The 24,949-nt window shown below is 57.5% G+C and carries 25 protein-coding genes; 18 read left to right on the plus strand and 7 right to left on the minus strand.

What is annotated here, in order from left to right:
* Positions 1–5: 5 nt before the first annotated feature.
* From L540_RS19285 to L540_RS21840, 5 genes are all read left to right on the plus strand, one after another.
* On the plus strand, positions 6–2,726 hold the full coding sequence (locus L540_RS19285; RefSeq protein WP_053073256.1) for a DotA/TraY family protein: 2,721 nt from the start codon (positions 6–8) through the stop codon (positions 2,724–2,726).
* A 57-nt stretch (positions 2,727–2,783) separates the two neighbouring features.
* Positions 2,784–3,296 (plus strand): hypothetical protein, encoded by a 513-nt coding sequence (locus tag L540_RS19290; RefSeq protein WP_043215398.1) that lies wholly within the window; start codon positions 2,784–2,786, stop codon positions 3,294–3,296.
* 593 nt (positions 3,297–3,889) lie between these two features.
* Positions 3,890–4,204 carry a flagellar transcriptional regulator FlhD gene (locus L540_RS19295; protein WP_053073257.1) on the plus strand — a complete coding sequence of 105 codons (315 nt, stop codon included), beginning with the start codon at positions 3,890–3,892 and terminating at the stop codon, positions 4,202–4,204.
* 84 nt (positions 4,205–4,288) lie between these two features.
* Positions 4,289–4,486, plus strand: coding sequence for a hypothetical protein (locus L540_RS21835; RefSeq protein WP_131726058.1), 198 nt, complete (start codon positions 4,289–4,291; stop codon positions 4,484–4,486).
* Positions 4,483–5,256, plus strand: a complete 774-nt coding sequence (locus tag L540_RS21840; RefSeq protein WP_131726059.1) for a hypothetical protein — start codon at positions 4,483–4,485, stop codon at positions 5,254–5,256. The genes L540_RS21835 and L540_RS21840 overlap by 4 nt, the downstream gene beginning before the upstream one ends.
* A gap of 997 nt (positions 5,257–6,253) precedes the next feature.
* On the opposite strand, the gene L540_RS19300 is transcribed toward L540_RS21840, so the two are convergent.
* Entirely contained in the window at positions 6,254–6,652 is a 399-nt protein-coding gene (locus tag L540_RS19300; protein ID WP_048026662.1) for a hypothetical protein, read from the minus strand.
* Positions 6,653–6,997: 345 nt separating this feature from the next.
* Here L540_RS19300 and L540_RS19305 point away from each other — a divergent pair, with 345 nt between their 5' ends.
* The 7 genes from L540_RS19305 (at position 6,998) to L540_RS19335 (ending at position 14,631) form a co-directional block, all read left to right on the plus strand.
* A complete protein-coding gene (locus tag L540_RS19305) occupies positions 6,998–7,387 on the plus strand; it encodes a lytic transglycosylase domain-containing protein (protein WP_231584895.1) in 390 nt (129 codons plus the stop codon).
* 2 nt (positions 7,388–7,389) lie between these two features.
* Complete coding sequence (locus L540_RS19310) at positions 7,390–8,568, plus strand: secretion/conjugation apparatus DotM-related subunit (protein WP_043215401.1); 1,179 nt, start codon at positions 7,390–7,392, stop codon at positions 8,566–8,568.
* 73 nt (positions 8,569–8,641) lie between these two features.
* Complete coding sequence (locus L540_RS19315; RefSeq protein ID WP_167352879.1) at positions 8,642–9,517, plus strand: thioredoxin fold domain-containing protein; 876 nt, start codon at positions 8,642–8,644, stop codon at positions 9,515–9,517.
* Positions 9,514–10,806, plus strand: a complete 1,293-nt coding sequence (gene dnaG / locus L540_RS19320; RefSeq protein ID WP_043215404.1) for a DNA primase — start codon at positions 9,514–9,516, stop codon at positions 10,804–10,806. Before L540_RS19315 ends, dnaG begins: the two co-directional genes overlap by 4 nt.
* A complete protein-coding gene (locus L540_RS21925) occupies positions 10,803–11,033 on the plus strand; it encodes a DUF3717 domain-containing protein (protein ID WP_043215406.1) in 231 nt (76 codons plus the stop codon). Before dnaG ends, L540_RS21925 begins: the two co-directional genes overlap by 4 nt.
* A gap of 14 nt (positions 11,034–11,047) precedes the next feature.
* The gene (locus tag L540_RS19330; RefSeq protein ID WP_043215408.1) at positions 11,048–13,267 is read left to right on the plus strand and encodes a hypothetical protein; all 2,220 of its coding nucleotides are present in this window, start codon (positions 11,048–11,050) and stop codon (positions 13,265–13,267) included.
* 2 nt (positions 13,268–13,269) lie between these two features.
* Positions 13,270–14,631, plus strand: coding sequence for a helicase HerA domain-containing protein (locus L540_RS19335; protein WP_043215689.1), 1,362 nt, complete (start codon positions 13,270–13,272; stop codon positions 14,629–14,631).
* A 20-nt stretch (positions 14,632–14,651) separates the two neighbouring features.
* Here L540_RS19335 and L540_RS19340 read toward each other — a convergent pair whose 3' ends face one another.
* A complete protein-coding gene (locus L540_RS19340) occupies positions 14,652–15,356 on the minus strand; it encodes a hypothetical protein (RefSeq protein ID WP_053073258.1) in 705 nt (234 codons plus the stop codon).
* 6 nt (positions 15,357–15,362) lie between these two features.
* Positions 15,363–15,866: a hypothetical protein gene (locus L540_RS21650; protein WP_082149708.1), complete on the minus strand. Its 504-nt coding sequence runs from the start codon at positions 15,864–15,866 to the stop codon at positions 15,363–15,365.
* A 178-nt stretch (positions 15,867–16,044) separates the two neighbouring features.
* On the opposite strand from L540_RS21650, the gene L540_RS19345 reads away from it, so the two are divergent.
* From L540_RS19345 to icmT, 6 genes are all read left to right on the plus strand, one after another.
* Positions 16,045–17,169, plus strand: a complete 1,125-nt coding sequence (locus L540_RS19345; protein ID WP_043215412.1) for an LPD7 domain-containing protein — start codon at positions 16,045–16,047, stop codon at positions 17,167–17,169.
* 64 nt (positions 17,170–17,233) lie between these two features.
* On the plus strand, positions 17,234–17,794 hold the full coding sequence (locus L540_RS19350; protein WP_131726060.1) for a hypothetical protein: 561 nt from the start codon (positions 17,234–17,236) through the stop codon (positions 17,792–17,794).
* Between the two features lie 15 nt (positions 17,795–17,809).
* Positions 17,810–18,235 carry a hypothetical protein gene (locus L540_RS21845; protein WP_053073259.1) on the plus strand — a complete coding sequence of 142 codons (426 nt, stop codon included), beginning with the start codon at positions 17,810–17,812 and terminating at the stop codon, positions 18,233–18,235.
* A gap of 1 nt (position 18,236) precedes the next feature.
* A complete protein-coding gene (pilM, locus tag L540_RS21655) occupies positions 18,237–18,692 on the plus strand; it encodes a type IV pilus biogenesis protein PilM (RefSeq protein ID WP_165590437.1) in 456 nt (151 codons plus the stop codon).
* A gap of 4 nt (positions 18,693–18,696) precedes the next feature.
* Positions 18,697–19,839, plus strand: a complete 1,143-nt coding sequence (traJ, locus tag L540_RS19360) for a plasmid transfer ATPase TraJ (RefSeq protein WP_043215416.1) — start codon at positions 18,697–18,699, stop codon at positions 19,837–19,839.
* On the plus strand, positions 19,836–20,105 hold the full coding sequence (gene icmT / locus L540_RS19365; RefSeq protein ID WP_043215417.1) for an IcmT/TraK family protein: 270 nt from the start codon (positions 19,836–19,838) through the stop codon (positions 20,103–20,105). The genes traJ and icmT overlap by 4 nt, the downstream gene beginning before the upstream one ends.
* 83 nt (positions 20,106–20,188) lie before the next feature.
* Here the strand turns inward: icmT and L540_RS21315 are convergent, their stop codons facing one another.
* The 4 genes from L540_RS21315 to L540_RS19385 form a co-directional block, all read right to left on the minus strand.
* Positions 20,189–22,096: an acyltransferase family protein gene (locus L540_RS21315; RefSeq protein ID WP_053073260.1), complete on the minus strand. Its 1,908-nt coding sequence runs from the start codon at positions 22,094–22,096 to the stop codon at positions 20,189–20,191.
* Positions 22,097–22,238: 142 nt separating this feature from the next.
* Positions 22,239–23,450 (minus strand): shufflon system plasmid conjugative transfer pilus tip adhesin PilV, encoded by a 1,212-nt coding sequence (gene pilV / locus L540_RS19375; protein WP_043215420.1) that lies wholly within the window; start codon positions 23,448–23,450, stop codon positions 22,239–22,241.
* Positions 23,435–24,403 (minus strand): ATPase, T2SS/T4P/T4SS family, encoded by a 969-nt coding sequence (locus tag L540_RS19380; RefSeq protein ID WP_043215422.1) that lies wholly within the window; start codon positions 24,401–24,403, stop codon positions 23,435–23,437. Before L540_RS19380 ends, pilV begins: the two co-directional genes overlap by 16 nt.
* A gap of 12 nt (positions 24,404–24,415) precedes the next feature.
* Positions 24,416–24,946 carry a type 4 pilus major pilin gene (locus L540_RS19385; protein ID WP_165590438.1) on the minus strand — a complete coding sequence of 177 codons (531 nt, stop codon included), beginning with the start codon at positions 24,944–24,946 and terminating at the stop codon, positions 24,416–24,418.
* Between the last annotated feature and the right edge of the window lie 3 nt (positions 24,947–24,949).

A 24,949-nucleotide genomic window follows, 5' to 3' on the forward strand; every position in this document is an offset into this window, starting at 1 on the left:
TCGGCATGAACGCGAAGAGATGGCTGGCAGTGTTGTTTCTGGACGTGCTGTTACCGTGGCGGCCGCTAATGAAGTCAGCGAAGCTGCTCGGCGACCAGGTGCGTATTTCGGCACAGGCGACCAGCCAGCTTAAAGACCTGATGCGTGGAGCCCGTGCATCACTGCGCTGCCAAGTGGGCGAGACCGCGGATCGCAACTTCTCGGACGTGTTGGGGAGTACGGCGGCGTGGCCACTGGATGTGTTGCTGCGGCACTTTCTGATGCGAAAACGCTTGGCGTTGGCGTTCGGTGGCCTGTTGCTAGTACTGGCCGGCGCGGGGTTCTTGGTCTCGGCTAGTACGGGAAACGTCCCAGGAATGTCTCTCGCGGCATTGAGTGCTGGGGCAAGCGGCATTGCCTCATATCTATTCGCCCTATCGGTTCAGTTCCGCCTCTGGCAGCTCCGGACTCGGCGGCTGTCACGGACCGAGCGCGGTGGCTTTCAAGATTTCAAGCGGGAGGAGCGGGGTTGGGCGTTGCAAGCTCTGAGCCCGGAGATTCGGCTCTCCCGTGGAATGCTTCAGCTGTTGCTCGCCGTACCGCTTGGCGCGACCGTGCTCTTATTGGGCACGGCATGGGCCCAGGGCATGTCGCTGGGCGAGATTAGCGCCGCGGCGAAGTCTACAACGGATCTTTCCAGACAAGCATTGATTTCTATCTTCGGCCAAGTAGTCAACAATCCATTAGCCAGTGGGGCTGGCGGCGGCGGAGATACGATACTGGCCAGGATATTTCAAATCGGAAATTCGTCGCTCCTGGCTATAGCATTAGTAATCGGCGGGTATATGGCTTTCAAGAAAGTCACGGCCGCGGCACACGATGGGACAGTGTTTGAACAAGGCCGAGGACTGGTTCACGCTCCGATCAGAATGCTCATTGCGATTTCGTCCTTGGCCCCAACCGCTAACGGCTGGTCCATCTCTCAGCTGTTGATGCTGTGGGGGGCCTCGGTCATGGGGGTTGGGACAGCAAATTTGGCAACGCAGGCGGCAACAGATGCCCTCAGCAATGGCCAAACTATGGTTGTACAACCGGTGATGCCAAGCACTGTGGAATTGGCCCGCAGTCTGTACCAAGCCAATCTCTGTATGTATGCCGTCAATGCCGGCCTGGATCACGCACAAGCCGAGGGCGGGTGGGTCCTGGCCAGCAACTACGTACAACCGAGAGACACGGCGACAGGAGTGGTCTTTCGCAGCAGTACGTATGTGTGCGGTGGCGCCGATGTTACCAGTGCTCTGGATAATTCCGCGCCGGTCAAAAGTACGTCGAGTTGGTTCAGCTCCGATATTGATGTGTCCGACATAAAGAAGGCTCATCTCGATGCGCTCCGAGCAATGCAAAGCGTCATATATCCGAGCGCAAGGGATTTCGCCGAAAAGGTGATTGCAAAGGCGAGTAACGGTGGCATTCAATTGCCCGACGCTGAAGTGGCCATCCAGTCCGCCGCACAACGTTATGAAGAAACGGTGACGGTCAAGGCGAATACAAAAAATAGCCAAATAGCGGGGCTATCTTCAGATATATCTGCGTCGCTCCAAAAGCAAGGATGGTGGGCCTTGGGAAGCTGGTATCAGACCTTTGCACAAGCGAATACAAAACTAAACGATGCGATGGCGGCCAAGGCACAAGTATTTGCTGAATCGCTGATAGGCGACAGAGGTATTGACGACATATATAAAAAGGTCATGGTCGCCTATCAGGCGCAACAGCTCCAGAACGCGGTGAGTAGCGAGACATCGGAGACCTCTTCCAATACGATGCAAGGCGCCAGTGCGGCGGAATCGGAAAAAATCATTGGTAGCATATTCTCGGCTCCTGGACAACGAGTCATACTGTGGTTTACCCAGCTCTATCAGCAGGAAAATGGTCAGGTCAACCCGCTTATTGGGATGAAGAATACTGGCGACTACCTGTTGGGGCTGTCCTCTTCTGCGTTGACAGCAATAGTGGCGATCCGCGTAACGGTTTCTGTTGCGACGAAGTCCCTTGCGGGAAAGGCAGTGGATTGGGCGACAGGATTGGGTAAGGGAATTGATGCTGGCTTAGATGTCTTGGAGCCTTACCTAAGAACGTTAGTGATTGCAATATTTGGTGTAGGTATAGTCCTATCCGTCTATCTGCCAATGGTTCCGTTTATTGTTTGGTTTGGCGGCGTCATTAATTGGCTCGTTGTGGTGGGCGAAGCCATCATCGCAGCTCCTTTGTGGGCGATGACCCACATGAGCGGGGAAGGGGACGGTATGGGCCACCGGTCGGGGCACGGCTACATTTTCCTACTTAATGTGATGGTCCGCCCATTTCTCATGGTGATTGGCTTCTTCCTGGCTGGAGTTTGCATAATTGCCGGCGGATCGCTTCTCAACAAGACCTTCGGAATTGGACTGGCAAACGCGCAATTTGATTCCCTGACCGGAATAATGAGCATACTTGGGTATATGGTTCTCTATTGCTCTCTTTGTATAAATCTAACCCATAGGGCCTTCAATCTTATCTTGATCGTTCCTGACCAAGTAATCAACTGGGTCGGCGGTCATGCTGCTTCGGCCATGGGGCGAGATACGAACGATGAGGCGCATCGGGCGATCAATGTCCTCTCCCAGCACCTCGTGCCTCGCTATCCTCGCTATGGTGGAAGCAAGAGCAGCCCCGCGAAAAACCTGGGTGGCCCAGGAATAAAACAGTGAACTAAATGGGTGTTTTTTGTATAATAGATAAATACAAAATATGAGACGGAGTGCACCATGCGTTGGCTGATTGTTTCGCTCTACATCGCTGTTACAACAGGAGCCATTGTGTTGGCGATTCCTGTTGTGCTTATCGCGCTCTTGGTTGGGGCCCTGGGCGGAGGCTTGTATATGGCCGCTGCCTTGGTGGTTATCTTGTTTTATCTGCTCGCGGTGGTGTGTGGCAGGCGATTATTTGAAAGAATATTTCTCCGCGGGATAAACAAGAAGTTGGCACATCTGAAGGCGGTCAATAATTTTGTGCCGGTTTTGGCTACGATGACCGCGGACAGGATGGCGTTCCTAGGGTTTGATACGTCCTCGGACACTGGAGTGTTCCTTAGTTATCCGCAGCGCGAGGCTCAGGTTTTCAAGTTGACAGATATTCTTGGGTGTAATTGGCAAAGTGATGCCAAGACAGGCCTATTGGAGCTCACCCTTAAGGAGGGAAGAGTCAAAATCGGGATTCCCAGGGAGGAGTTTGGAGACTTCAAAACTCGCATGTTCGCGGTCCTGGGAATGAACCCCTGAGTATGAGCGTCGGTGCGTTCGATATTAGCCTACTTGCATGTCTCGTGTCGGCAGGGGCTATCATGGGCTATGCATGGTTCGTGTTCTATAGGCTCTTACGGCTGCGAGCATATCGCAAACGCATCCAGGCAATGCTTGATTCCAGAGTTCTCAGAAAGACCGGGGATCTCGGGGCCGAGATATCGAACGTGACGGCCAAGCATTTTCGGTTAGCCGAGAGGAAGGATGCAAACGCATTTTCGTCAAGAGATTGAAGCTGCACTATTACGACGTTGGGCGTCGTGTTATACCTGGTGGCAGACGCCGAGAGAGGCGGTGGAGTATCCAGATCGCGTAATCGCCCAAGGGACGAAAATTGGTGGCTTCGACGACGTCGTTGAACTCGTTGCGGCCGCCGGCGAAGAGCGGCTGCGCCGGATGGTGCAACAAGCCGAGGCGGGCCAGTCTGATGAGCCCTCCTGGGCATATTGGCATCATCGGCCGGGCCGCAGTCAGCTCAGCGGACACCTTGCCGCGGGTCGAGCTTGTGGCACGGCCTTGGCCGTGCCTGAGCCAGTGCCTGAAGTACGGTCGACCGTGTCGAGGCATCAGCCATGATGCGACCAGCTGATTTGCATCTGCTGGATGCCATCCATGAAGTGAACCTGATGTATCTGACCGTTCTGCAGCGGATGGCCAAGGAGGGCTCTGAACGGTTGGGCCTGAACGAGCATGTCAGAGCCTGGCTGGAGAGCTGCTCCCAGGATGACCTGGGCCACTTGGCACGCAAAAGTATGCTCTTATGTTCCATGTCCCTCTCAGGCGAGGCGATCTTGGCTGCTCTGGCCCAGGATGTGACGGGGACATTGGCTGGGCTACGCTGCAAGCGCCGACAGGCTGAGGCGTCGGTGCTGGCGGAAGCGCGGTAGCCTGTCGAAGGGCGATGGCTTACAATATTAGCCAGGGGCCGCTTTCTTTGCGTCTCTCTTTTGTCTGTGAATGCGGGTGATATCATGAGCCAGCACATTAGTGAGTCGATTAGCGACAAAGATTTTTGGGCCGAAAAGCGCAAACGGCAGGCTCGTTGTTTCGAAGCCATCGCAAAGGGTGAGCGCACACAAGAATCGGCTCTCTTTTTCGATCCTAAAACGATTCGACGGGCCAATGCCCGGTTGCCCATCATCTTTTTCGAGTCGCAATTGGATCAATGAAAGAGGTCGCGATTACGGCGACCCTACTTGAGAAAATAGCGTCTGGTCTTGGACCGGACGCTATTTTAGTAGGGGGACAAGCGCTGGCAACTTGGGTCGCATTTTATAGAATTGATGCGTATGAGCATCTTGTCGGCCCCTCAATCAGCGATGATGCAGATTTTCTTGGCGTGCGCAGCAACGTCATGGAAATTGCCACGACAACACACGGGACATCAGTTTTTCCTACGCCAAGGGAAATAACTGCACTTGTTGGTCAGGTTCATATCCCCGTTAGCCAGACCGAGTTTGTGAATGTCGATGTTCTACATCGAATTGTTGGTCTTGATGCAGCTGCAATAAGAAATAATGCCCAAACGTTGCAGATTGGGGATGCGGCACTACGCATTATGAGCCCGCTCGACATTCTGGTGAGTCGCGTTGAGAATTTGCGCAAGTTAGAAGATAAGCGGAATAGCCAGGGAATTATGCAAGCCAGACTCGCTATTCCGGTTGTGCGGGCGCATATCTTGGAGTACCTGAATGCGAATGAAGAGAAGCCAGCAATTAGCCTGATCGAGCGGGTCGCAAAAATTGCCAAAAGCGCCGCTGGGAGAATGGCAACGCGCGATTTCGGCGTCTCTTTTTTGTTGGCTATTCCTCACGAAGCAGTTAAAAACGCGCATTTCCAAAAAATTCGGTGGCCGCGAATGGTCAATGAATTAAATATGGCGGCTGGCCTTCCTTGCGGGCCGGTGAGGACACGATCTAAATCCGGCCTCAAACGGTGAGCCAATCGGCATGATTGGCAGGGCGCTGAATACGCTGCTATCGCAATCGCCACGACAGCGAAGCCTTCCCTAAGCTTAGTTGCACCTAGGGAATTTGCATTTTCAAGGGCCGTGCCGAAGGCAAGGGGCCGCCCGGAGGCCGCACGCGGAGCGCAGCCGCAGGCGAGCACCGATCGGGTGAGGACGGCAGCGAAGCGCGCCCTTGCGTGAGGCAGGGGGGTTTTAAGCTAGTGGCAGGAAGGAAGTCGGCTTGGGTTGCCGGCTACCTTCCTGACGACAGAGGGCGACTCGCTCCCTTCCGGGGAAGGGCGGGGGGTCCGGGATCGGCTTGCACCGGTGCAAGCGACCTTTGCGGGCGCTTGATTTGCCGCGGAATGGCGGTTTGGGAGGGTAGGAGGTCGGAGGTTGCCATGCTTAGCTTCAACATACGATTTTCTTCTACCAAAGCATCAACCTGTCTCGCCAGGTTGGCCGCCTTTTTTTCGCAACTGAGCTATTTGCGTTTCGTAGTGCGCTTCAGAGCGCGAAAGGCGTCTTCGGCGGGCAATGGCATACATTACAGCCAGTTCCGCGCCGGAGTTGGCGACATGCGCGAAGGCGCCCCAAGTATCAGGGTAGCGCCTTGCTGCTGTATAGCTCGGCCAGATATTGCCAGGCGGCACTTTGACTGATGTGATGCGTTGGCCTTTGGCCCATAGCAGACCCCACTTTGGTGGGACGTCGGCAGGAGCGAGCAGTCCTTCCGGGCAGAGATAGAATCGGTACACCCCCAGGCCACGGTCCGGTTCAATGCGTTCTGGCTTCCTCCTGTCCGCAAGGAAGTCGTCCCGGCTTGTTTTCGCCTCGACGAGCAGAGAACACTGGCTCCTAAAAGCGAGGATGTCCGGTTGCTCGCGACTTCCCACCGCACGGATCTCTGTAACGATTACCGGAAAGCCCTGGCGCTGGGCCTATCGGGCGCCGAGCTCGACCAGGTCTGTATGTGCCAGCCCTGCTTTCATAGAGCCTCCTTGGAATCCTTCAAGAGCGTGATGTGGTGCGCGCTTAGTAGATGGCCCATCAGATTCTCCGCGACGACGGCGCTTTGGCACCGGTACAGCAAGATGGCTCCGGGGATGGCCAGCGCCTGCAGCACGGTGGTCTGAATGACCTGTTCTATGGATTCGCCAACGAGGACCGTGCGCGTGACTAGGCCTTCTCGACCAGTGAGGTCAATCGTGCGGTTGATTGCGCAGACGACAGCCGGCGTCAGTGTGGGTCGCCGCTGCTGGTCGAACAGGAGCAAGGCGATGAGAAAGGGGATCTGACGACCGTCGTTGGTATGAAGGAGATAGGCAGGGGTGCTTTTTATCTGGGAGATTTCGGGTTGCCCTGCCCGAGGTGCACTGGTGGTCATGATTTGTGAGCGGCCGTCGTGATGTTGAGTATGGAGAAGGCGGTGGGAATCGACACTGCTGCCACAGTCAATGCATCCTGGGGGAGCACGATTGCGTCTCCGCCAGCGTCGGCACGCCGCCACTTGTAACTGGTACGCATCATGCTGCCCAACCAGGCTTAGAGGCAGCTCGAGATGACTCGCGCATCTGTAATCCAGGTGCGCGAGTCGGTGGTGCGCATCTTGAGCGATTGTCTGAGCAGACCGCCAGATAGGTGTTGGCGGCGAACCACCGGTTTGTATTTGCCATTTAATTTTGTATCATATACACGATACGAAATTGGATCAAGACGAGCCATGCTGCCAATGCCTGCCACCGTGCAAAGCCTGCCGGCCTGCGTTTACCAGGCCGCTCACGATTATTCGTTGCCCCCCCGGGGCTTGATCGCGCTGTGGTTGACCGAGGGCGGCGGCGTCGGCACGCAGAGCCGGAACAAGAACGGCACCATTGACTACGGGCCAATGCAGATCAACACCGTCTGGCTGAACCGGCTGGCGAAGGATTTCGGCGTGACGGCAGAGATGCTGACGAATGATTTCTGCTTTTCGGTAAGAGCGGGGGCCTACATCTTGCGCTATGAGATTAACCAAGCCGGCGGCAGTTTTTGGGATGGCGTGGGTCATTACCATTCCCGCACGCCGGAATTCAAATACAAGTACATCCAGCGTGTGTACAAGAATTCGCTGAGGTTTTGATCATGGCGACGCCATCCCCGCGCGGCCCATTCCGCGACATGGGCACCATCTATCTGGGCTTGAGCCTAGGCCTGGCGGCGATTGGGGTTGCGATCTGGTATCTACGCCACGCCGAGCTCAGTTACTACGGGTTGAAGTGGGCATGGACCCAGCTTGGCTGGCTGGATTGGGAATTCATGCCACGCGCAATTCGGCAATGGCGGACGGAAGTCGCACAGCTCGCTAGGAACCCGCAAGCGCTCAGCTTTGGTCAACTCGTGGCTGTGCTGAACACAGCTGGTTATTTCTTCGTACCCTTGCCTGTGTTAATGACGATTCGAGCCATGGTCGCGGCGCATCGGCATCGAGCAATGAAGACCCGGCGCGTTATCACTGTCGAAACCTTGCCCTGGCTGATGGCTCAACATCAGCCGGCCGGTATTCCGGTGCTCTACTACGGAGACCTGCTGAACACCGATCCACCGGAGCAGCGTTGGTCTCAGCACCCTGAAGAGTGGGTGGCTGAGCACGGCGTGCTGATCAACCATGAGCTGGATCGGCATAAATGCAGGCGCCTCTTTATCGCACAGCTCGGCAGACGGATGGAGTCTGTACATGAGTTGAGCGGTCCCGCCCGCGCCCTATTCGCCGTTTTCGCGCAGCAGGTCTGTTCCCGAGCGCGCGACCGGGACAAGGCGCTGGATCTGCTCGATGCGCTCAATAAGTCTTGCCATCACCATACCTTTGAAGGTCGGCCTGGCTACCCCGACTTGACACTCGCAGAGAAGACTTTCAAGAAGTATGCGGATCATCCCGAAATACAGGCCCTCCTCCGTCAACATTCGTATGAACGGACATTCATGTCGGCGCTGCACAAGCGGGCGTGCTACTCGGGCAATCTCGAGGTCGTTACCAGTGCTTCGCTGGCGTCTGTTGGTGCCGGCGACTTCGCCAGCGTGAATTTCCGTTGGCTCAAGGGAATGGACCGGACGCTTTGGTACACGCTTAACTGCACCGGACGGCAAGCCCCATTTGTCGAGAATGCTGGTGTCTATACGCAAACGCTCTGGGAGCAGTTCGCTGCCGATGTTGGCTATGAGCTTCCGGAGCCCTATGTCGACGATGCGATCGACGGCCTGCATGGCCACCTAGTCAAGATCAAGCTCATTTCAAAGGAACAGACAAATGCTAAGGCCCCATGACATTGTCCAACTCCGCGACCAAAAGTTGGTAATGCGTTTCGGGTTAACAGGGATTATGCAGTCGATGTGCGTCTTGAGCCTCGGCAACTATTGCCGTCTCTATCGTGAGGGCTCTGAGCTTCGTGCGCGCTTCACGGACCGGGATGATGTGATCGTCGAGCGATTCCCGACCGAAGCGCTGGCAGAAAATGCGCTGGGGGTTGCATCGGAAGCGCTGAGCGCCCAGATCCCTGAGAGGCGGGTAAAGAATGCGCGCTGGAAGCGGTGGTTGCCATGGATTGTTTCTCCGATCATCCTGCTGGCCGTGCTGGAAGGCCTCTACCTTTACCTGGCGTCCGCTGAAGAACCGGGCAGTATGCCGCCGGCGGTTGGAAACGCTACAAAGCAGCAGGAGCTGCGACCTGCTACGCCGTCGCCACAATCCGCTACCCCTGCTCGGGCGCAACGGGAGCCGGTACTTGAGCCTGCGAAGCTCGCCCAATTGCTAGGCGATGCGGTCGCGAAAGGAAGGTACTCTGTCCCCTATGCCGCTCATGGCGATCAGAGTGGACGGCAGACCCTCTACGTTTTCTCCGATCCGAATTGCATTTATTGCCGTCGCTTCGATTCACAACTGAAGACGCTAGGTGAGAAGTACACGGTACATCTCTTTCCCGTCTCGGTAGTGGGCGAAGAATCATCCTTGCGTATCGGCGAACAGGTGCTGTGCATGCCGCCGGCGGAGCGCACCGCATGGTGGGAAAAGGCGCTGCAAGGTGTCGTGATGCCCGCGGGTGAGGCAAGCGAGGCCTGCCGTCAGGCAGTTGGCGATAACGATCAGGTTTTTCGTGCGCTGCAGTTCCGAGGGACGCCAACCATTCTCAATGGGCTGGGTCAAGAGGTGCCCGAGTGGATACCCCACACTGCCGAAGCCCTAGACGCCTGGATGCAGTCAGGGCGTGGACAATGAGCCAGGGACGGCGATACTCGCACGAATTCTTGGCGGAGCTTCGCGTGAAGGTCGATCTCGTTGCCCTGGTCGGCGAGCGGGTCAAGCTACGCCGCACCGGCGGAAAGTACGTCGGGAAGTGTCCCTTTCATGAAGACAGGAAGCCGTCATTTCAGATCGACCCTGCCGAGGGATTCTATAAATGTTGGGGATGCGGCAAGACGGGCGATGCAGTGCAGTGGGTGCGTGAGCGCTTCGGCACTGCGTTCGTTGAGGCCGTCGAGCAATTGGCCAGGCACGCAGGGATAGAGCTACCAAGGGCGGAGGTCGGGCAGGCCAGAGAGTCGCGCAAGCACCTGGCACCGTTGTACCAAGCTTTGGCCGAGGCGCAGCGGATCTACTGGAGCGGTATGGCCAAGAGCCCGATGGCCGGCGCTTTCCTGCGCGAGGAGCGCGGCCTGAAGCCGGAGATCATCCAAAAATTCGAGCTTGGGGCCGTCGGGCGCGGCGTGTTGCAGCTCTTGCGCAGGCCCGATCAGGTATTGCTCGCTGCTGGCTTGGCGGTACAGGGAGAGCACGGCCGCGTGTACGACCGCTTTCGCAATCGTGTGATGTTCCCTATTCGGAATGAGCGGGGGCATCTCGTAAGCTTCGCCGGTCGATCGCTGACGAAGGCCGATCATATTCCAAAGTACCTGAATGGCCCCGAGACAGAACTCTTCCACAAGGAGCGTGAGCTGTATGGCCTCCATCTGGCGAAGAGCGAGATCCGCAAACAGAAGCGAGCTGTGGTGGTGGAGGGTTATTTCGATGTGATCCAGGGGCACCAGGCGGGCGATATGTGCCTAGTGGCGTCAATGGGCACGGCAATCAGCCACTCTCAAGTGCTGCGCCTCCTGCAACTCACAGATGAGATTGTATTTGTGTTCGATGGTGATGGGCCGGGCCGCAAGGCCTCGCTGGCCGCCGCGAAGGTTTTCCTGGCTGCGATGGGCGATGGCAAGTCGGCGCGATTTGCTTTCTTACCTGATGACCACGATCCGGACTCCTTTCTGCGATGCTACGGGATCATTGAGTGGCAAAGCCTGCTGGCTTCAGCGTTGCCCCTGAGCCAGGTCTTGGCCAGGTATGTCAGCCATGGCCTAGACCTTGCAGTCCCTGAATGCCAGGTTGTTGCAGCGGGCAAAGCGAGGGAGTGCCTCAACCTTATCAAGGATGCGCCCATGTACGCGAAGGCTTTGTCTGCACACCTGGAGCGCGTCACCCGAATTCCCCTTGCTACAGAACATACAAAGTGGAGAGCATCGTGACTGGAACTCCGTGCCCTCACGTACTGATCCAGCAGATCGAGACGGCCATCAACTATTGGCGCGCCCAGGCAAACGGGACCGACGGTATTTCAATTTCCCGCGAAGTCTCCGTACTCGCGGACTGCTACGGCATGATGATCTATGCGGGGGTCAGCACTGTGCCGGTCACGGCATTGGCGCCGGCGCAGCTGCGGGCGTTGAAGCTTGCGTCGTCGGCTCTCGCGTGAAAATGAGATAAATCATGGTGGATTCTTCTGGCCAGGAACTTGAGATTCAAAAGTTGCGGCGGGATACCCGCACGCTGGGTCAGCGGCTGTTTTCCACGCTCTATAGGCCGCAGAATTTCCGCAATGCGATGCTCGTGCTGCTGGGCCTAGAGCTGTACTGGCCAGCATTTTGGCCAGGGTGGGTTGTTCTGGTATGGACACTGCGAATGAGCTTCGATGGTCAGAAGTTCCGCATGCCGTTGCGAATGCCCAAAGACATAGGCGGGTTGGACCATACGGATTTCGTGGAAGAGCGGATTGTGGAGAGAGCCTTCTGGGGCTTGATGCGCAGGTCCAAGATCATGCGCAAGGTCCTTCCCGCCGCAGGCATGCTCTATCTGGGGTATCTACGCACGCCGGACCTTAGCGAAGTCGGGCGGGAACTTTGGTTGACCAATTCCGACTGCCGCACGCATGCATTTGTTGCGGGCACAACTGGCTCAGGCAAGACAGAAACCTTGCTCGGAATGGTCGACAACGCGATGACGTGGTGCTCGGCCGTGCTTTACGGGGATGGCAAGGCCAGCCTGGCGCTTCCTTTTTCTATATGGGGCCTTGCTCGCCGGCACGGCCAGGAGGACAACTTCCAGCTGTTGAACTTTCTTACCGGAGGCATCGATCCATTTGAGGTTGAGCGCCTGCAGAAAGAGTTGATCGTCAAGAACATTGTCATGCTTTGGCAGAGTAATAGTTTCAATCCATTCGGCTCGAGCCCATTTGACTTCTTGCTGCAGTTGCTGGTTTCGATGCTGGTAAAGGCGGAGGGAAACGGTGCTGAGTGGCGGGACAAGGCCATCAACATGATCGACGCGGTGCTGCGCATCCTGGCGTTCAAGCGAGCACAGGGCGAGCTGGAGATATCGGTCCAGGTTATCCGCGACGCCCTTGCCTTGCCGAACCTGGTCAAGTTCTATTTAGAGGGGCAGCAGGGGCTGCTTCCCGAGTTGGCATACTTGCCGATCAAGGCCTATTTTGAGACGGGACTTCCGGGTTTCGTACCCGCCTTGGCCCATGACCCAACGCAGTGGAATGAAGAGGTCTATAACCAGCACGGCTACTTGACAGGGCAGTTCACGCGGGTTCTGTCGTTGTTGACGGACCAGTATGGCTACATCTTTCAGGACAAGTATCCTGAAATCGACGTCAACGATACGCTGATGAACAACCGGATCCTGGTGGTACTGATTCCTTCTTTGTCGAAGTCACCGGAAGAGGCTGCCGCGGTGGGCAAGCTATATGCGTCGGCGATTCGGCTCTCCATGGGCATGAACCTCGGCTATCAGCTGGAAGGTAAGAAGGCCGAGGTTCTGGAGAAGCGCGGTTCGGTCGGAAGATATCCCAAGCTCCTCATCAATGACGAGCTGGCCTATTGGTTCGCCGTCGGTATGGCCGTTATGTTTGCCCAGGCACGCGAATTGAACTGCATGATGGTAGCTGCGGTTCAAGATGTGCAGGGCTTGAAGCGCGGAGAAGCGAAGGACGAATCAGCGTCTCTGATTGCCAATACGAAGGTGAAGTGGTGTCTTGCCCTCGAGGACGCTGACGATACTTTTGAGCTAATACGAAAATCAGGGGGCCAAGGGTACTACAGCGTGTTGGCCGGGTACAACGAGTCGAGCGGTATGCTGCTCTCTTCATATGAGGCGCAGGGAGCCGCCAATATCCAGGAGAAGGATCGCGTCACGCTGAAGGAGCTGAAGAAACTCCAGCAGGGTGAAGGTTTGGTCATCTTTAAAGACAGCGTGGTGCCTGCAGCATCCTACTATATTCCCAATGAGTTCAAGCAGTCGGAAGTGCTTGCGCCCAGAATCAATCGACTGCTTCAGATTGAGCGACCGAAGTTTACGCGGCTCGCGGCCGCTGGCGCCAAGCCCTCCGCGAACAATGCGCGCCATGCTTCCGAGACGGTGGCTAGGCTGTTGGCAAGTGATAGGAGGCCGAGTTACCCGGATTTGGATGATCCGATCCTTGCAGCGGTGAGCCAGGTGGCAGGTAGGCTCAGCGCAAGCACGGATCTCGCTGTCACAGCCATTGAGCGTGGGATTGTTTTATATGAAGCCGCACTGCAGGCAATGCGAGAAGCGCAGCGCAATGGTACGAGCCCGTTCTTTCATCGCCCGGTCGAACCCGAATCGCCGGAGCTGATGGCGGCAGTGGACTACAACAAGCTAGATGAGTACCCGGAAGAGGATTGAGCGTGGAAACTGGTGAGATTCTGTTGGGCATTGATGACTGGAAATACACCAAGGAGAAGACGCGCGTTCCTATCTTCTGGGTCGAAGACCGGGTGATCAATCACCACGTAGGGGTGGCCGGCACCAGCGGGGCCGGGAAGACACATTGGATACGTAAGTTTGTGCAAGGAATGCCGCCTCATGTGGAAATTGATCTCTTTGATTATCACGGCGACATAGAGATTCCAGGCGCGCAGTCGGTAGTCTTCAGTGAGGCCACGCGCTATGGCTACAACCCCTTGGTCCTCAACCCGGACCCGCATTATGGCGGCGTGCGGCGTGGCATTAGCGACGTGCTAAATGCGATGACGCAGACGGGGCGTGTGCTGGGGGGGAATCAAGAAGGAGTGCTGCGGAACCTGCTGACCGACACCTATGCGGCCCGCGGAATTCTGCAAGACGAGCCCCAATCGTGGAAGCGAAGGGAAGCTACACAGGAAGAGATCAGAGCACTGCAGCTTGCCCAAGATTGGGGCACGCTGCGTGCCACATACCCAACGTTAGAAGATGTTATCCGCATGGCGAAGCGCAAGCTTCGCGCGCTCTATTTGAGAGTCGAGGATTCGGGAAGAGGGGCTGCGGTGCTTTCGGCCTTTGATGCGTATTGCCGTGCAATGCGGTCGTTCAAATCCTCGGCTGCGCTTTGCCAGAGGGCTGAGCAATCTGATGAAGACCAGAAGCGCCTCGCGGCGGCGAAGGACAAGGCGTTGCAGGCGCATGCGGCCTACCTGGACGCGCTGGAATCGGGGCGTGAGCTCGAAGAGACAATCAAATATGGGAACAAGGACGTGCTGCAGAGCACTATCACCCGCCTGGAAAATTTAGTCGCGCTGGGACTTTTCAATGCCAATCCGCCACCATTTGGAAATGCTCGTATTCGGCGCTATGTGATCAAGCCTTTGGCTTCGTCGACGGCGGAGCTCGTCATGTTCGTGCATTTTCGGCTGCAGGCGATAATCAGGGAAATGATGCAGCGCGGAGAGTCAGGCGGCCAGCTCCGGCGCCTCATCGTGCTCGATGAAAGCAAAATCTTCAATAGCGAGGATCCACATAATCCGGTCAACAAAATTGTCAACGAGATGCGAAAGTTCGGCTTGGCCATCCTCCTGGCAGGGCAATCGCCTGCACACTTCAGCGAGGACTTTATCAAAGGCGCCGGCACACTGCTTCTGTTGAACCTGGCCACAGCGGATTGGGACGACGCGGCCCGCAAGCTCAAAATCGAGAAGGACAAGCTGCGCTTCCTTCGGCCTCAACGAAGCGGGGCTATTAGGCTGTTGGAAAAGGGTCAAGGCATGAATTTCAAGCAGATCCGCTTCGAATAGCCGTGGGCACTGGCCGAGATCTAACGACTTGACGGCTTGGATGGTGCATTAGGCCGGTGGCCGAGGCTCCGGGTGACGCCGGGTGCGTCGGGCCTGGCCGCCGGCGCCGGCGGTTCCAAACTGATGTGCAGCGGGTCTATACGACAGAATGCTTCGGTGATCCGAGCCCAGTGCCGGTAGGGCACGGTGGCGACGTTGTAGATTCTGTCGCTAAAGGCGAGCTGCGCGGGATGAGCGATCATCTTGACATGCTGCCAGGCCGCCTGGGCCTGCAGATCTTCGATAAGTGCAGGATGGCGTGCCAAGACGAGCTGTGGCCTTTTGAAATCGAGAGACTCGATCGAAATCCCACGAGCCTGCAGACCGGATTTCAAAACAACAACGACATCGTCCATCATGGACCTGCTCAGTTTATGGAAGCTGAGGAAATCGAAGTGTGCCAGATCCTGAGTGGTCATCTGACGTAAATTCGGCCTTTCGTCCAGGGAGACGGAAAAGTCCACAGCTGTGAACTTTAATCCATTCTGTTGGGCGTACTCGCGAGCAGCGACAATGCCTTCCAGGCGCGCCTGATAGCCGTAGTAGGCCGAGATGGAATTGGGAATAGCCTCGGCAAGAGGCAGGCCGCATTGATGCAGCGGGATCGAAGCGGGTAGGGTGTTCTTGAAAAAGTAGATGGTCGAGAGCTCTACGCTGCTGGATTGCCCGGACGCCTGAGCGGTCATGAGTAACTATGTTTCCGTGTTGTCTTTCTCGGGCCCACGGGCTCTGTTGCGTGAGCTGACCCGTGTAGCGATTTCAGTCATGAGTTTGATGCTTTGCTTAGGGGGGAGGTTGAGCCGCTTGATGGCTTCGATCCACCGAAGCAGCGGACGACCCGGATTACCATCGTTCTGTAAGAGTCGGTAGATAGATGGCACGGAGCGACCTACTAGCGTAGCAAAGGCCTCCCTATCTTGGGTAGTGTTTTCAAAGCCAAGAAAGGCATAAAAATCTTTAATCTCGGGGGACTCCTGGAGCGGGGCCGCCCCTGGGTACTCTCTATACACGGTCAATAACATCGCTACGACAGGATCGGTCAACGGAGCATCGGCGTTGGCCGGGTCAGTCAGCTTGTCCCACTTCGTCCAGGGCAGTCCGAATAGATCCGCGGCGACCGTCTTTTTGAGACCGTGTTCTAGTCTCCAGCGCTCGAGATCACGGCCGCAGAGGGGTCGCTGAAGGGAGTCGTGCATGGTATCGCTCATCCGTAAATGATAGCAAATACAAACTAGATAGGGTGGCTATTGCACATCGTGAGAAGAACAGCATCTCGCGGGAATTCTGAATCATACATATAATACAAAATAGACGAGGGGGCACCTATTTCGCACTTTGTCGCGTGGCCACCTGTAGCCCGATGGAGAAACCTGCATGAGGACACAGTCCCAATCGAGTATGAACGGCTTCGCAAGTGGAGAGGGGCCGCGGGCCCAAGCATCCAATGCGCCCGATGAACTGGAAATTGCCGCTTTTTTGGTCAGCGAAGCGCTGGTCCGCCAGTGCGACGCTTCGGCCTTTATGGGTCGCAAAGTCTGCCGCATCACTCGCGGCTCGACCCCATTGCTAGCCTTTGCTGACGAGGTGCCCGTTCCGGACGATGTGTCCAGCTGGACCGTATCCCAGGAGATTGCACATCTCGCCCAGCGCCAAATGGCCTTTATGCAGGGTCTTGGGCAGACGCCTGAGCGTCAGACTGATTCCGAAGGGCAGGCGAAGACGAGCACCGAAATCTTCGCTGAGCTGCTCAAACGCTGCAGCTATGAGGCACAGCAAGATGGGCGGGTCGTCTATCAGCTGGACAAGACAAACATCTTCGTCGATCACGGGAGCCAGTTGCTAATGGAGCCAGGCGCCGACCGCAATGAAGAGGCGATTCTTGTGGCTCTGCTGCTGGCCAAGGAGAAGTTCGGCGCGATCGAACTCACGGGCGATGCGGAGTTTCAACGCCGCGCCCTCGAAATCATCGTGAGGCACGACATTGACGTTCGGCTCAAGAATGCCGCTCAGCAGGCGCTGAAGGATGAGCTGATCAAGGCGCGGGGTGCCGAACGTGCCGCGAAGCAGAATGCGCAACCCTCGACTGCCGGGAGGACATCCGGCGCGCCGCGGAATGGAATCGAAGGCAGTGAATACGGCTCGTCCAGAGGGCCAGCCAGCGAAGCAAGGGGTCCGAAAGGCCATACATCGGAGGCTACGCGCTGTGTGAATGCGTATGCCTGGTGGCAGTCACAGGCAGCAATCATCAGCTCGAGCGCGCGTTCCGAAAGGGAAAAGGAAGAGCAGCTGCGAAAGCTTGGACCTGCCCCAGACAAGGGGAAAGCCTGGTGGTTCGATGCGGCGGGCAATCCGAGGCCTGCGCCCAGTGATCCGACCGTGGAGCGCAAGCTGCGCGCGGCGGCCGGCATGGATGTCGCCGCTGCAGCGACCCAGACAACGGCGGCGCCGAAAAAGCACGCTGCAGGGAGCTCGATGAGGTCGACCAGGTTCGCCCGTTGATTTCAGTTTGCCTGTTATGGCGCACGACAGGCAATTCTCTATGTGTGCGCCCTTTAAGGAGCCGATGATGGCGAATGAACAGGAACACGACGCGAAGGCTGAGCCGAAGCTGATCTTGCGCGGCGCTCAACGCAGGGAGGGGAGCGATGACTACGAGACGACGGTGCTTCTCTTCGAAGGCAAAGGCGACTACCTGCAAGGGTACGTTGTCGCACACGGACGGAAGCGGGACGTGATCGCGCATATGAACGGACGCAAACCCAATCCCGACACAGGGGAAATCAAGCCCGGCTTTCTCAAACTGTCCGAGAGAGTGGGCAAGGGCGATGATCAGGGCTGGCGTGAGGTGGGCTACGGAAACGCCATGAACTCGCGCCGGGACAGCAAGCAAGTGTTCTTCGACACGGTGCTGTTCAATATTGACGGGGAAACCCTCAGTGCCCGGATTACCAAACACGTCACGCCGGAAATGCACGCAAGGCTGGGCTTCAGCTCGCCGCGCGTAGAGCGGCCGAAGACGGCTAAGTCTGCCAAGGCAGACCAAGCCGACGAGCCTGCGCCGGAACAACGGCCCGGTGTGTCCCGCCCCGCAGCGCGCCGCACAGCAGCGCGCCAAGCGGCCTAATCGGTCGAGGTGGCAATGAAGAGGCAGTTGCTGGTGCTGGTAGCCGGCCTGCTGCTGGCGGCGGCAAGTGGCGTTGCCACTGCTGCCGCCTGCCGCGCAGGGTCCGCTGCTGCGCAAGGCGCACAACAGGGGTACGAACGAGATATGGGCGTGGCCGTGGAGGAGGCCAAGAAGAACATGGACTGGTCGGATATGCTTCAACAGTGTGTCGGAGGGATCTCCGGCATCAGCGCTACGAGTGCATTTCCTTCGTTAGGAGACTTGATAAACCAGCAGATTAACAAGGTCTGCTATGCGGTCCGTGGAAAAATCAGTTCGGCGGTCGGGGCCGTGACAGGCCAAGTGAGTGACATGACTGGAGGCATGGTCTCTGCAAGCCCTGCGTATGGAGGCGGCGCCGCGGCATCATCCGCAGACATTTGGAAGAGCATCTGGCGCTGATATGTCGATCTTCTTCTGGCCTCTAGCGTTCGGCGTGATCATCATCGTCTCGGCCTCCTCAATCAATAGTGGCACTCATACTCAGACGACCCAAAGCTCCGCGCAAGTTGAGGTTCTCGGCGGCCAGTTTCTTGCGTATCGCGCGGCCGTGGTCGCATATGCGCGTGCGAATCCATCGGCGACCGGAACGGTCGCCGATGGCGCCCTGCAACTGCCTGATTGGTTGGCGAAGCCCCAAGAGTTCAGGGCCTATGTGCAGACAGGAGAGTCGTTCTCTTACTTCCTGCCGCCTACGCCGCGTCCTAGCATTGCAGACCTCGGCCTTTACCCAGACGGCGGAATCGTTAGCTCAGTAGGTGTTGCCGTCAACGGTAGACTGGTCTCTGGCACTTCGGCTGCAGCTGGCAGAGCTTTGCCTATAGGAATTCCGGACGGCGCAATTGTATACGTGAACTGATTGAATGGAACTATTCAATTTTCGAGGTGATGTTTCGGGGCATGAGCTCCGGCAGATGCTCAAATTCTGCTCCGACCACGAAGCATCGGATGTCCTCATCCAAGGCGGAGACTATGTCTGGGCCCAGATCCATGGCCGGCAATGCAGAGTGACTTCGCATACGATTAAGCAAGGACATCTGTCTCAAATCATCGCGGAACTATGGAACTCCGAGGTCGAAGCGAATATACGGGCGGGGCGTGGCGCGGATCGCGCGCTGGAGATATCAGGCGAAGCCTTCGGAGTAGAGCGCGGAAAGGCACTGAGGTTCCGGTGCAATTTCATCCAAGGTAGGGTGGCCAAGGTCGACGAGGCCTACGCCATCACCATGCGCATCATCCCGACAGAACTGCCCGATATCCTGAAGATGGACATCGAGCCGGATCTGTTCGAGAGTCTCTATCCGGGCATGGGCCTGGTGTTGGTGTGTGGGCCTACGGGGTCAGGCAAGACAACACTGCAAGCTGGAGTTTATGGCTTTGCCGGCCGTGAGATGCCGGATCGAAAAGTCATCACATATGAAGACCCGATCGAGTTCGTCCTTGGCGGCAGCCACTGGTTAGGGCCGCAGCCAGCCCAGTCGCAAATCGGTCGAGATATTGAGACATTTGCGCTTGGCCTGAAGAATGCGATGCGGCGCGCGCCGAGCATCATTGGCATTGGAGAGGCGCGAGATCTGGAGACGATAGACGCCATGGTTGAAGCAGGCCTCACAGGGCACTTGTGCTATGCCACGATCCATACGGAATCCGTAGCAGAGACAATCAACCGTATTATCCAGGTCTATCCGCCGGCGCAACAGAGCGCCATTGCAGCGCGGCTCATGGGGGCACTGCGCGTCATCGTGGTCCAGCGCTTAGTGAAGACCACGGACGGAAAACGCCAAGCAATCCGAGAATATGTTGTATTCGATCGTGATCTTCGGAATAGGCTGCAGGAGGAGCCCTTCGAGCGGTGGGCGCCGATGTTGCGACAGCAACTGGAAGCTTCCAGTGCGACGCTAGATGATAAGGCTTGGCTTCTCTACAGAGCAGGGCGCATCGCTAAGGACGAGTTCATCGAGCTCGCCGGCAATAGGGCTTACAGGAAGCGCATGGAGAACCTATGAAAATATCCATATGGCGTGATGCGTCTCGGGTGCCAGAAGCTCTCGGGATTCCCTGCGTAGCCTATCTCCCCCTGTTCATATGGCTCTTCCACATGAAGACATGGACTTTCTATACGGCCATCGGTGTGATCGCATGCTACGCTGTATTAGCCCGGTTCGGCCTGACCGTCGCCGTCATCTGGGGAAAGATGCTGCACTTCCTGCGAGGACCGCGGGTGCTGGCCAGGCCTTGGTGGTGGCGCAATCGATTCGACGACAACGAATAGTCCTGTGGAGCCACCCAAGTTCAGCCACCTCCCATCCCTGTCGCCAGGCACGCCTGGCGACGGATTTAGCGCAAGCAGCTACGCTACTTCTCGGGTGCTGAACTTCGCGGGCGCGCATCGAGGAGTTGTCGTAATGTTTCGCCTTGGCTCAGCACACTAGCCGCATACTGGGCACCGTCACGGGTGAAGTGGCCACCGTCATAGCTGATTAGCCTATCGTCGGGGGTAAACACTGGACATCGCGCCTCAGGACAGAGTCTATCGATCAGATCGATGTAGACCCCACGACCTGCGGTCATGTCCCGGACCCTTTCATTGACCCTAAGACGCTCGGCTTCGAGCGAGTAATGCAAACTGGCGCGTTCCGCCGGTTGCATCCGAGCCAGCTTAATTACCTCGGGCACAGCAAAGCGCTTGGGGCCCACAATGACCAACTGCTGACCTGGCCGTAGAGATAGGCGCTCTAGGGTGGCGGGAAGTTGAGCGGCGGACCATAGTTGCCAATTGGCCGCAATCACAACTATATCGGCTTGTTCTATCAAGCCCAAGGATTGCTTGAGGTTCTTGGCGCTTCGACAGAAACCACGATCCGCGGGCGCGATATCGCTCTCGACGGCGCGCCGATCCCAGACCGGCTGGCACACCGGGGATATATAAAAGGTGCGAACCTGGTGGCCGTGCCATGCCCCACCCTCGAGGGCGACGTTTAGAAAATCTTGGGCCTGGCTATCTCCAACGACGAGAACCTTGGGCCCGGGCTCAGGGCCGAAGTCTGTTTCCAGAGCATTGAAGCGGCCGACAACGTACTTCGACTGCAGTTCTACATTGCCGTAGGCCCACCATCTACGCTGCTCTTCGCTGAAGCGCAGTGCAGCACCCTGCGTAAGGCAGATAGCCGCACCGACGGCGAACATAACGGCGCAGGCAGTCCCGAGAATCGCCAGGGCCGTCCTCCGCGGAATCCGGCCATGAGCTCGGAAGGGGGTCTCTATATAGCGCCAACTTAGCCACGCTATGGCCAGCGACAACAGGGTCAGGGAGGCGCCTGTGAGGGTCCCATGCGCCGCACCGAGAGTATGCGCGTACGTGAACAGCGGCTGGTGCCACAGGTATGCGCTGTAGGAGATCAGGCCAATGCCAACAAGCGGCCGGCTCGCGAGCACTCGACCGAGGGCATTATCGCGCGAGGCCCCAGCAAGCACCGCGGCAGCTCCTAGTGCAGGAAGCAATACGCTCAACCCAGGGAAGGGCGTCGTGGCGTCGTAGATCGCGACGCCGGCGCCGATGCCAAAGATCCCAGCCCAAGCTAGACAGTGGCGCAGCAGCGGGAAAGGCGCTAAGCGGCGCTGAAGGTCGGAGAAAGCGAGTGCGGCGCCAATAAGGAGCTCGCATGCTCGCGTGGGCAGCAAATAGAAGGCAGCCAGAGCTCGGCCCTTGTGTACGTTGATTTGAGCGGCCACGAGCGAGGCGGCGGAAAAAAGCAATATCAACCACAGTATTCGCCTGGGAATAAAGCGCCACGCAAGCCACAGGGCGATGGGAAAGATTACGTAGAATTGCTCCTCCACCCCTAGACTCCAGGTGTGAAGTAACGGATTCTCGAGCCCGGCCGTAAAGTAGTTGGTGGTGCGCCAGTAAAGAATATTGGACCCGAAGGCGATGACTGCCATTACACCTTGGCCCAGGCGCTCGAACAGAAAGGGGTCCAATAAAAACCAGCCTGCCACGGCACTTGCGGCCAGCATCACAAGGAGTGCTGGCAAGATCCGTCGAGCCCGCCGCTCGTAGAAATCCGCGAAGCGAAACTGCCCCGACTCCAACTGGCCGCGAATTATGCCGGTAATGAGGTAGCCGCTTATGACGAAGAAAACGTCCACGCCAACAAAGCCTCCGGGAAATCCCGGAAGGCCAGCATGGAAAAGGATCACGGATAAAACGGCGACCGCCCGTAGGCCGTCCACCTCGGGGCGGTATTTTTGTGAATCCGACATTCTTCGCTTATTGGGGAGAAATGGCCACGGCCGCCGATTAGCCTGGCCAGCTCAAAGGCGGGCTGCAGTTTATCAAATCCGCCCTAAACAAGTGCCGCCCTTATCGGGCGGCCAGCGCATTTCGCCACGAACTCCGTTACCATCAGCGCTCGCATACATACAGAGTAAGCCCTGATCCCTCAGTCCACTGAGCCATCGCCGTCCCAGCATATCCGGACGGGCATGAGCAGCCACCGGTGTATCTGTTCGGCACCGGACACTGGCCCGTCTTGTAAAAATAGCTGAACACTCCTCCGTACTCGAACTCAGAAGTGGATCTCCGCCACAAGCCATTGGTGCACGACAAGACTGCCCCTGTAGAGGACCTGGCGATTAGGCCAGTCGTCCCGCAGCTGTAGCCCTCGGTAGCAAAGTTCACCGGCTGAAGATAGCCCCCCCCCACTGTCCCGGTCGCGTTGACGGATCCGGCAGATACGATAGACGTCGAAGCCGACACGGTCGCTGCCGACACAGTCCCGGTGGCCGCCACATTGCCCTGCGCATTTATGTTCCTGGCCGCAAGCAGGTCTCGCCCCTGTACGTCACCAGCTGTCGTGATTGCCCCGGACGCAGTCAAGGAGGAAACACTATTGATAGCATTACCCCCAAGACTCAATGCCGTATTCATTTGATTGAGCTCGGGATGATTTGGAATGGCATTCCGGTACAAATAATCACCAAGCACACCCCGAGCGTTGAAGAACCCGCCAATCGCAATGTGCCCGGCCCCTGGCGCCAGGCCATAGTCACTCAAGGCCACCCGGTAGCTACCCTGGGCACCCTCCGCAACGGCCGTATTCGTGGACGAGACGTAGCCGCCACCAATCTGTGCAATTTTGTTAGCGATGCTGCGCACCTGAGCCTCGGTAAAGGGCTCGCCGCCGCTGGTCACGGTTAATACACGCAGAAGCTCCTCGCCACCGACCGTGACCCTGATCGCACGGGTTTGATAGGTCTGGTTCTGGATGTTGGTATCGCTGATGCCCGCATCTAGATAGCCAGAATTCTTCAGCATCGGGGTAGAGATCGATACGGGCCCGCTCGCCGCGCTGGCCAAAATAGCGGCATAGTTATCTTTGACGTAGCTATCCCGGGCCTGGCCGATCTGAGTAGCGTGGAACGCGGATGCCGCGGCCGCTTCTAGATCCGCGGCACGCCCCATATATGTCATGGCTATCGGCCAGAGAGCTACCATTAGGCCCAAGGCCAGAATGAAGCTCCAAAGCCCCTCGCCACGCTGCGGAGAGAGGCCTCGCCGGTCCGAGAGACGCACGCCCGTGAAGCTGCGACGCGGGCTGGTCAGAGGCTTTTCCATCGCAGATGCTCCTGCTGCAGGTTGAGATACGAGGTCAACGCACTGAACTTTCCCTCTCGGATGTTCTGCCGAATCGCATAACCGTCTTGCCCGTCCAGCACAAGGGCCTGGGCCATACGCCGCTTAATCGGATTGGTGCCGCCCAGCTCGGTGTCGATGTGGACCTGTAGAAGGACGATCATCAGCAGCGCGTCCGCTAACATGCTGTTGCGACCCAGGGCATGGCCGGACGCGCCCGACTCCTCCATGCAGTATTCCTGCAGGCGTTGAAGACCCTGTTCAATGGTCTCGGCGTGCATGGTCGCAAGCAATAGCCTGCCTGACGGCGCGAAGTTCAAGACTTCGATGGCGGTTTCGCGCTCGCGGATCTCGCTGATCATAAAAACATCCGCGCGCGACCGCAGCGCGCGTTTCGTCGCCTCTTCGAAGCCACCAGTGACGCTGGCCACGTCGATCTGCGTAATATGACCATCGCCATGCGGGCCGTCCAAGTCGCATTCGGTAGGATTCTCGACCGTTAGGCCGAAGTGACCGAATGTCCTGCACCGGTCGGCGATCATGCTCGAGATGGCCGTCGTCTTGCCAACGCCCTGGCCCCCAAGAACCAGGATCAGGCCCTTCGCGCCCGGACTGCGAATCATCTCGAGAGCCTTCTTTGGAAGACCGAGGGTTGTGATGTCCCTGGGCTTCCCCCCTGACTTGGAGATGACGAAGAGGTCAACACCGGCATCGTTGGTCATTGCAGTGACCCGGTACTTCACTTTAGCAATCTTGATGGCGAACTCGGAACGGCCCTTATTGGCCCGCGTCTCCTGGCACAGCATCAGAATATCGCGGGCATCCTGCAGCATCTGCTCGGGGATCTGCTTGAGCACGCCGCTCGGCGTACGCATCTTATTGATGCCTGTGCCCAAGTACAGATCCTCGAAGTCCATATCAGTCAGCGCGTCCATTAAGGATTGCCATCAGTTCTGGGTGACGGCCAAGCTGGTGGCGCCGGACGCGGCGCACGCGGTAATAGTCGCGTTCGGGTTGTACATCTCGATCTTGTTGCGCACGACAGGGCAGTCTTCGGCCGGAACACCCGCAAACGTCCAGGTGAAATTAGATTGGGTCGTGACCAGCGTGACCGTGCCGCCGTATGCATGGGTAAGCGTGCCGCCGGCGTTGCCAGCCATATTGGACGGGAGCTGCCTGCTGCTTTGCAGCTTGGCCAGCGTGACACTGGCATACCCGTCGACGCTGCGGTTGTTCTTCGCCGCTAGGGTCAAGGAGCCAAAGTCGGAGACGAAGATCTGTTGGTTGTTTTGCCGATCGCCAAGACTCTGCCAGCCGTAATAGAGGACGACCAGGGCCACCGCCAATCCTAGGTACATAAGGTAGCTCAGCATGCCTTCGCCGCGCTGGCGACGAAACTGTTCTGCGCGATGAGCTGCGGGCGAAGCCGGCGCGGAGTTGGCAGAGTAGTCAGCGATACGGGAAGTGCTCATTTTCATGGT

The organism is Bordetella pseudohinzii (genome assembly GCF_000657795.2).
GTDB classification, from domain to species: domain Bacteria; phylum Pseudomonadota; class Gammaproteobacteria; order Burkholderiales; family Burkholderiaceae_B; genus Bordetella; species Bordetella pseudohinzii.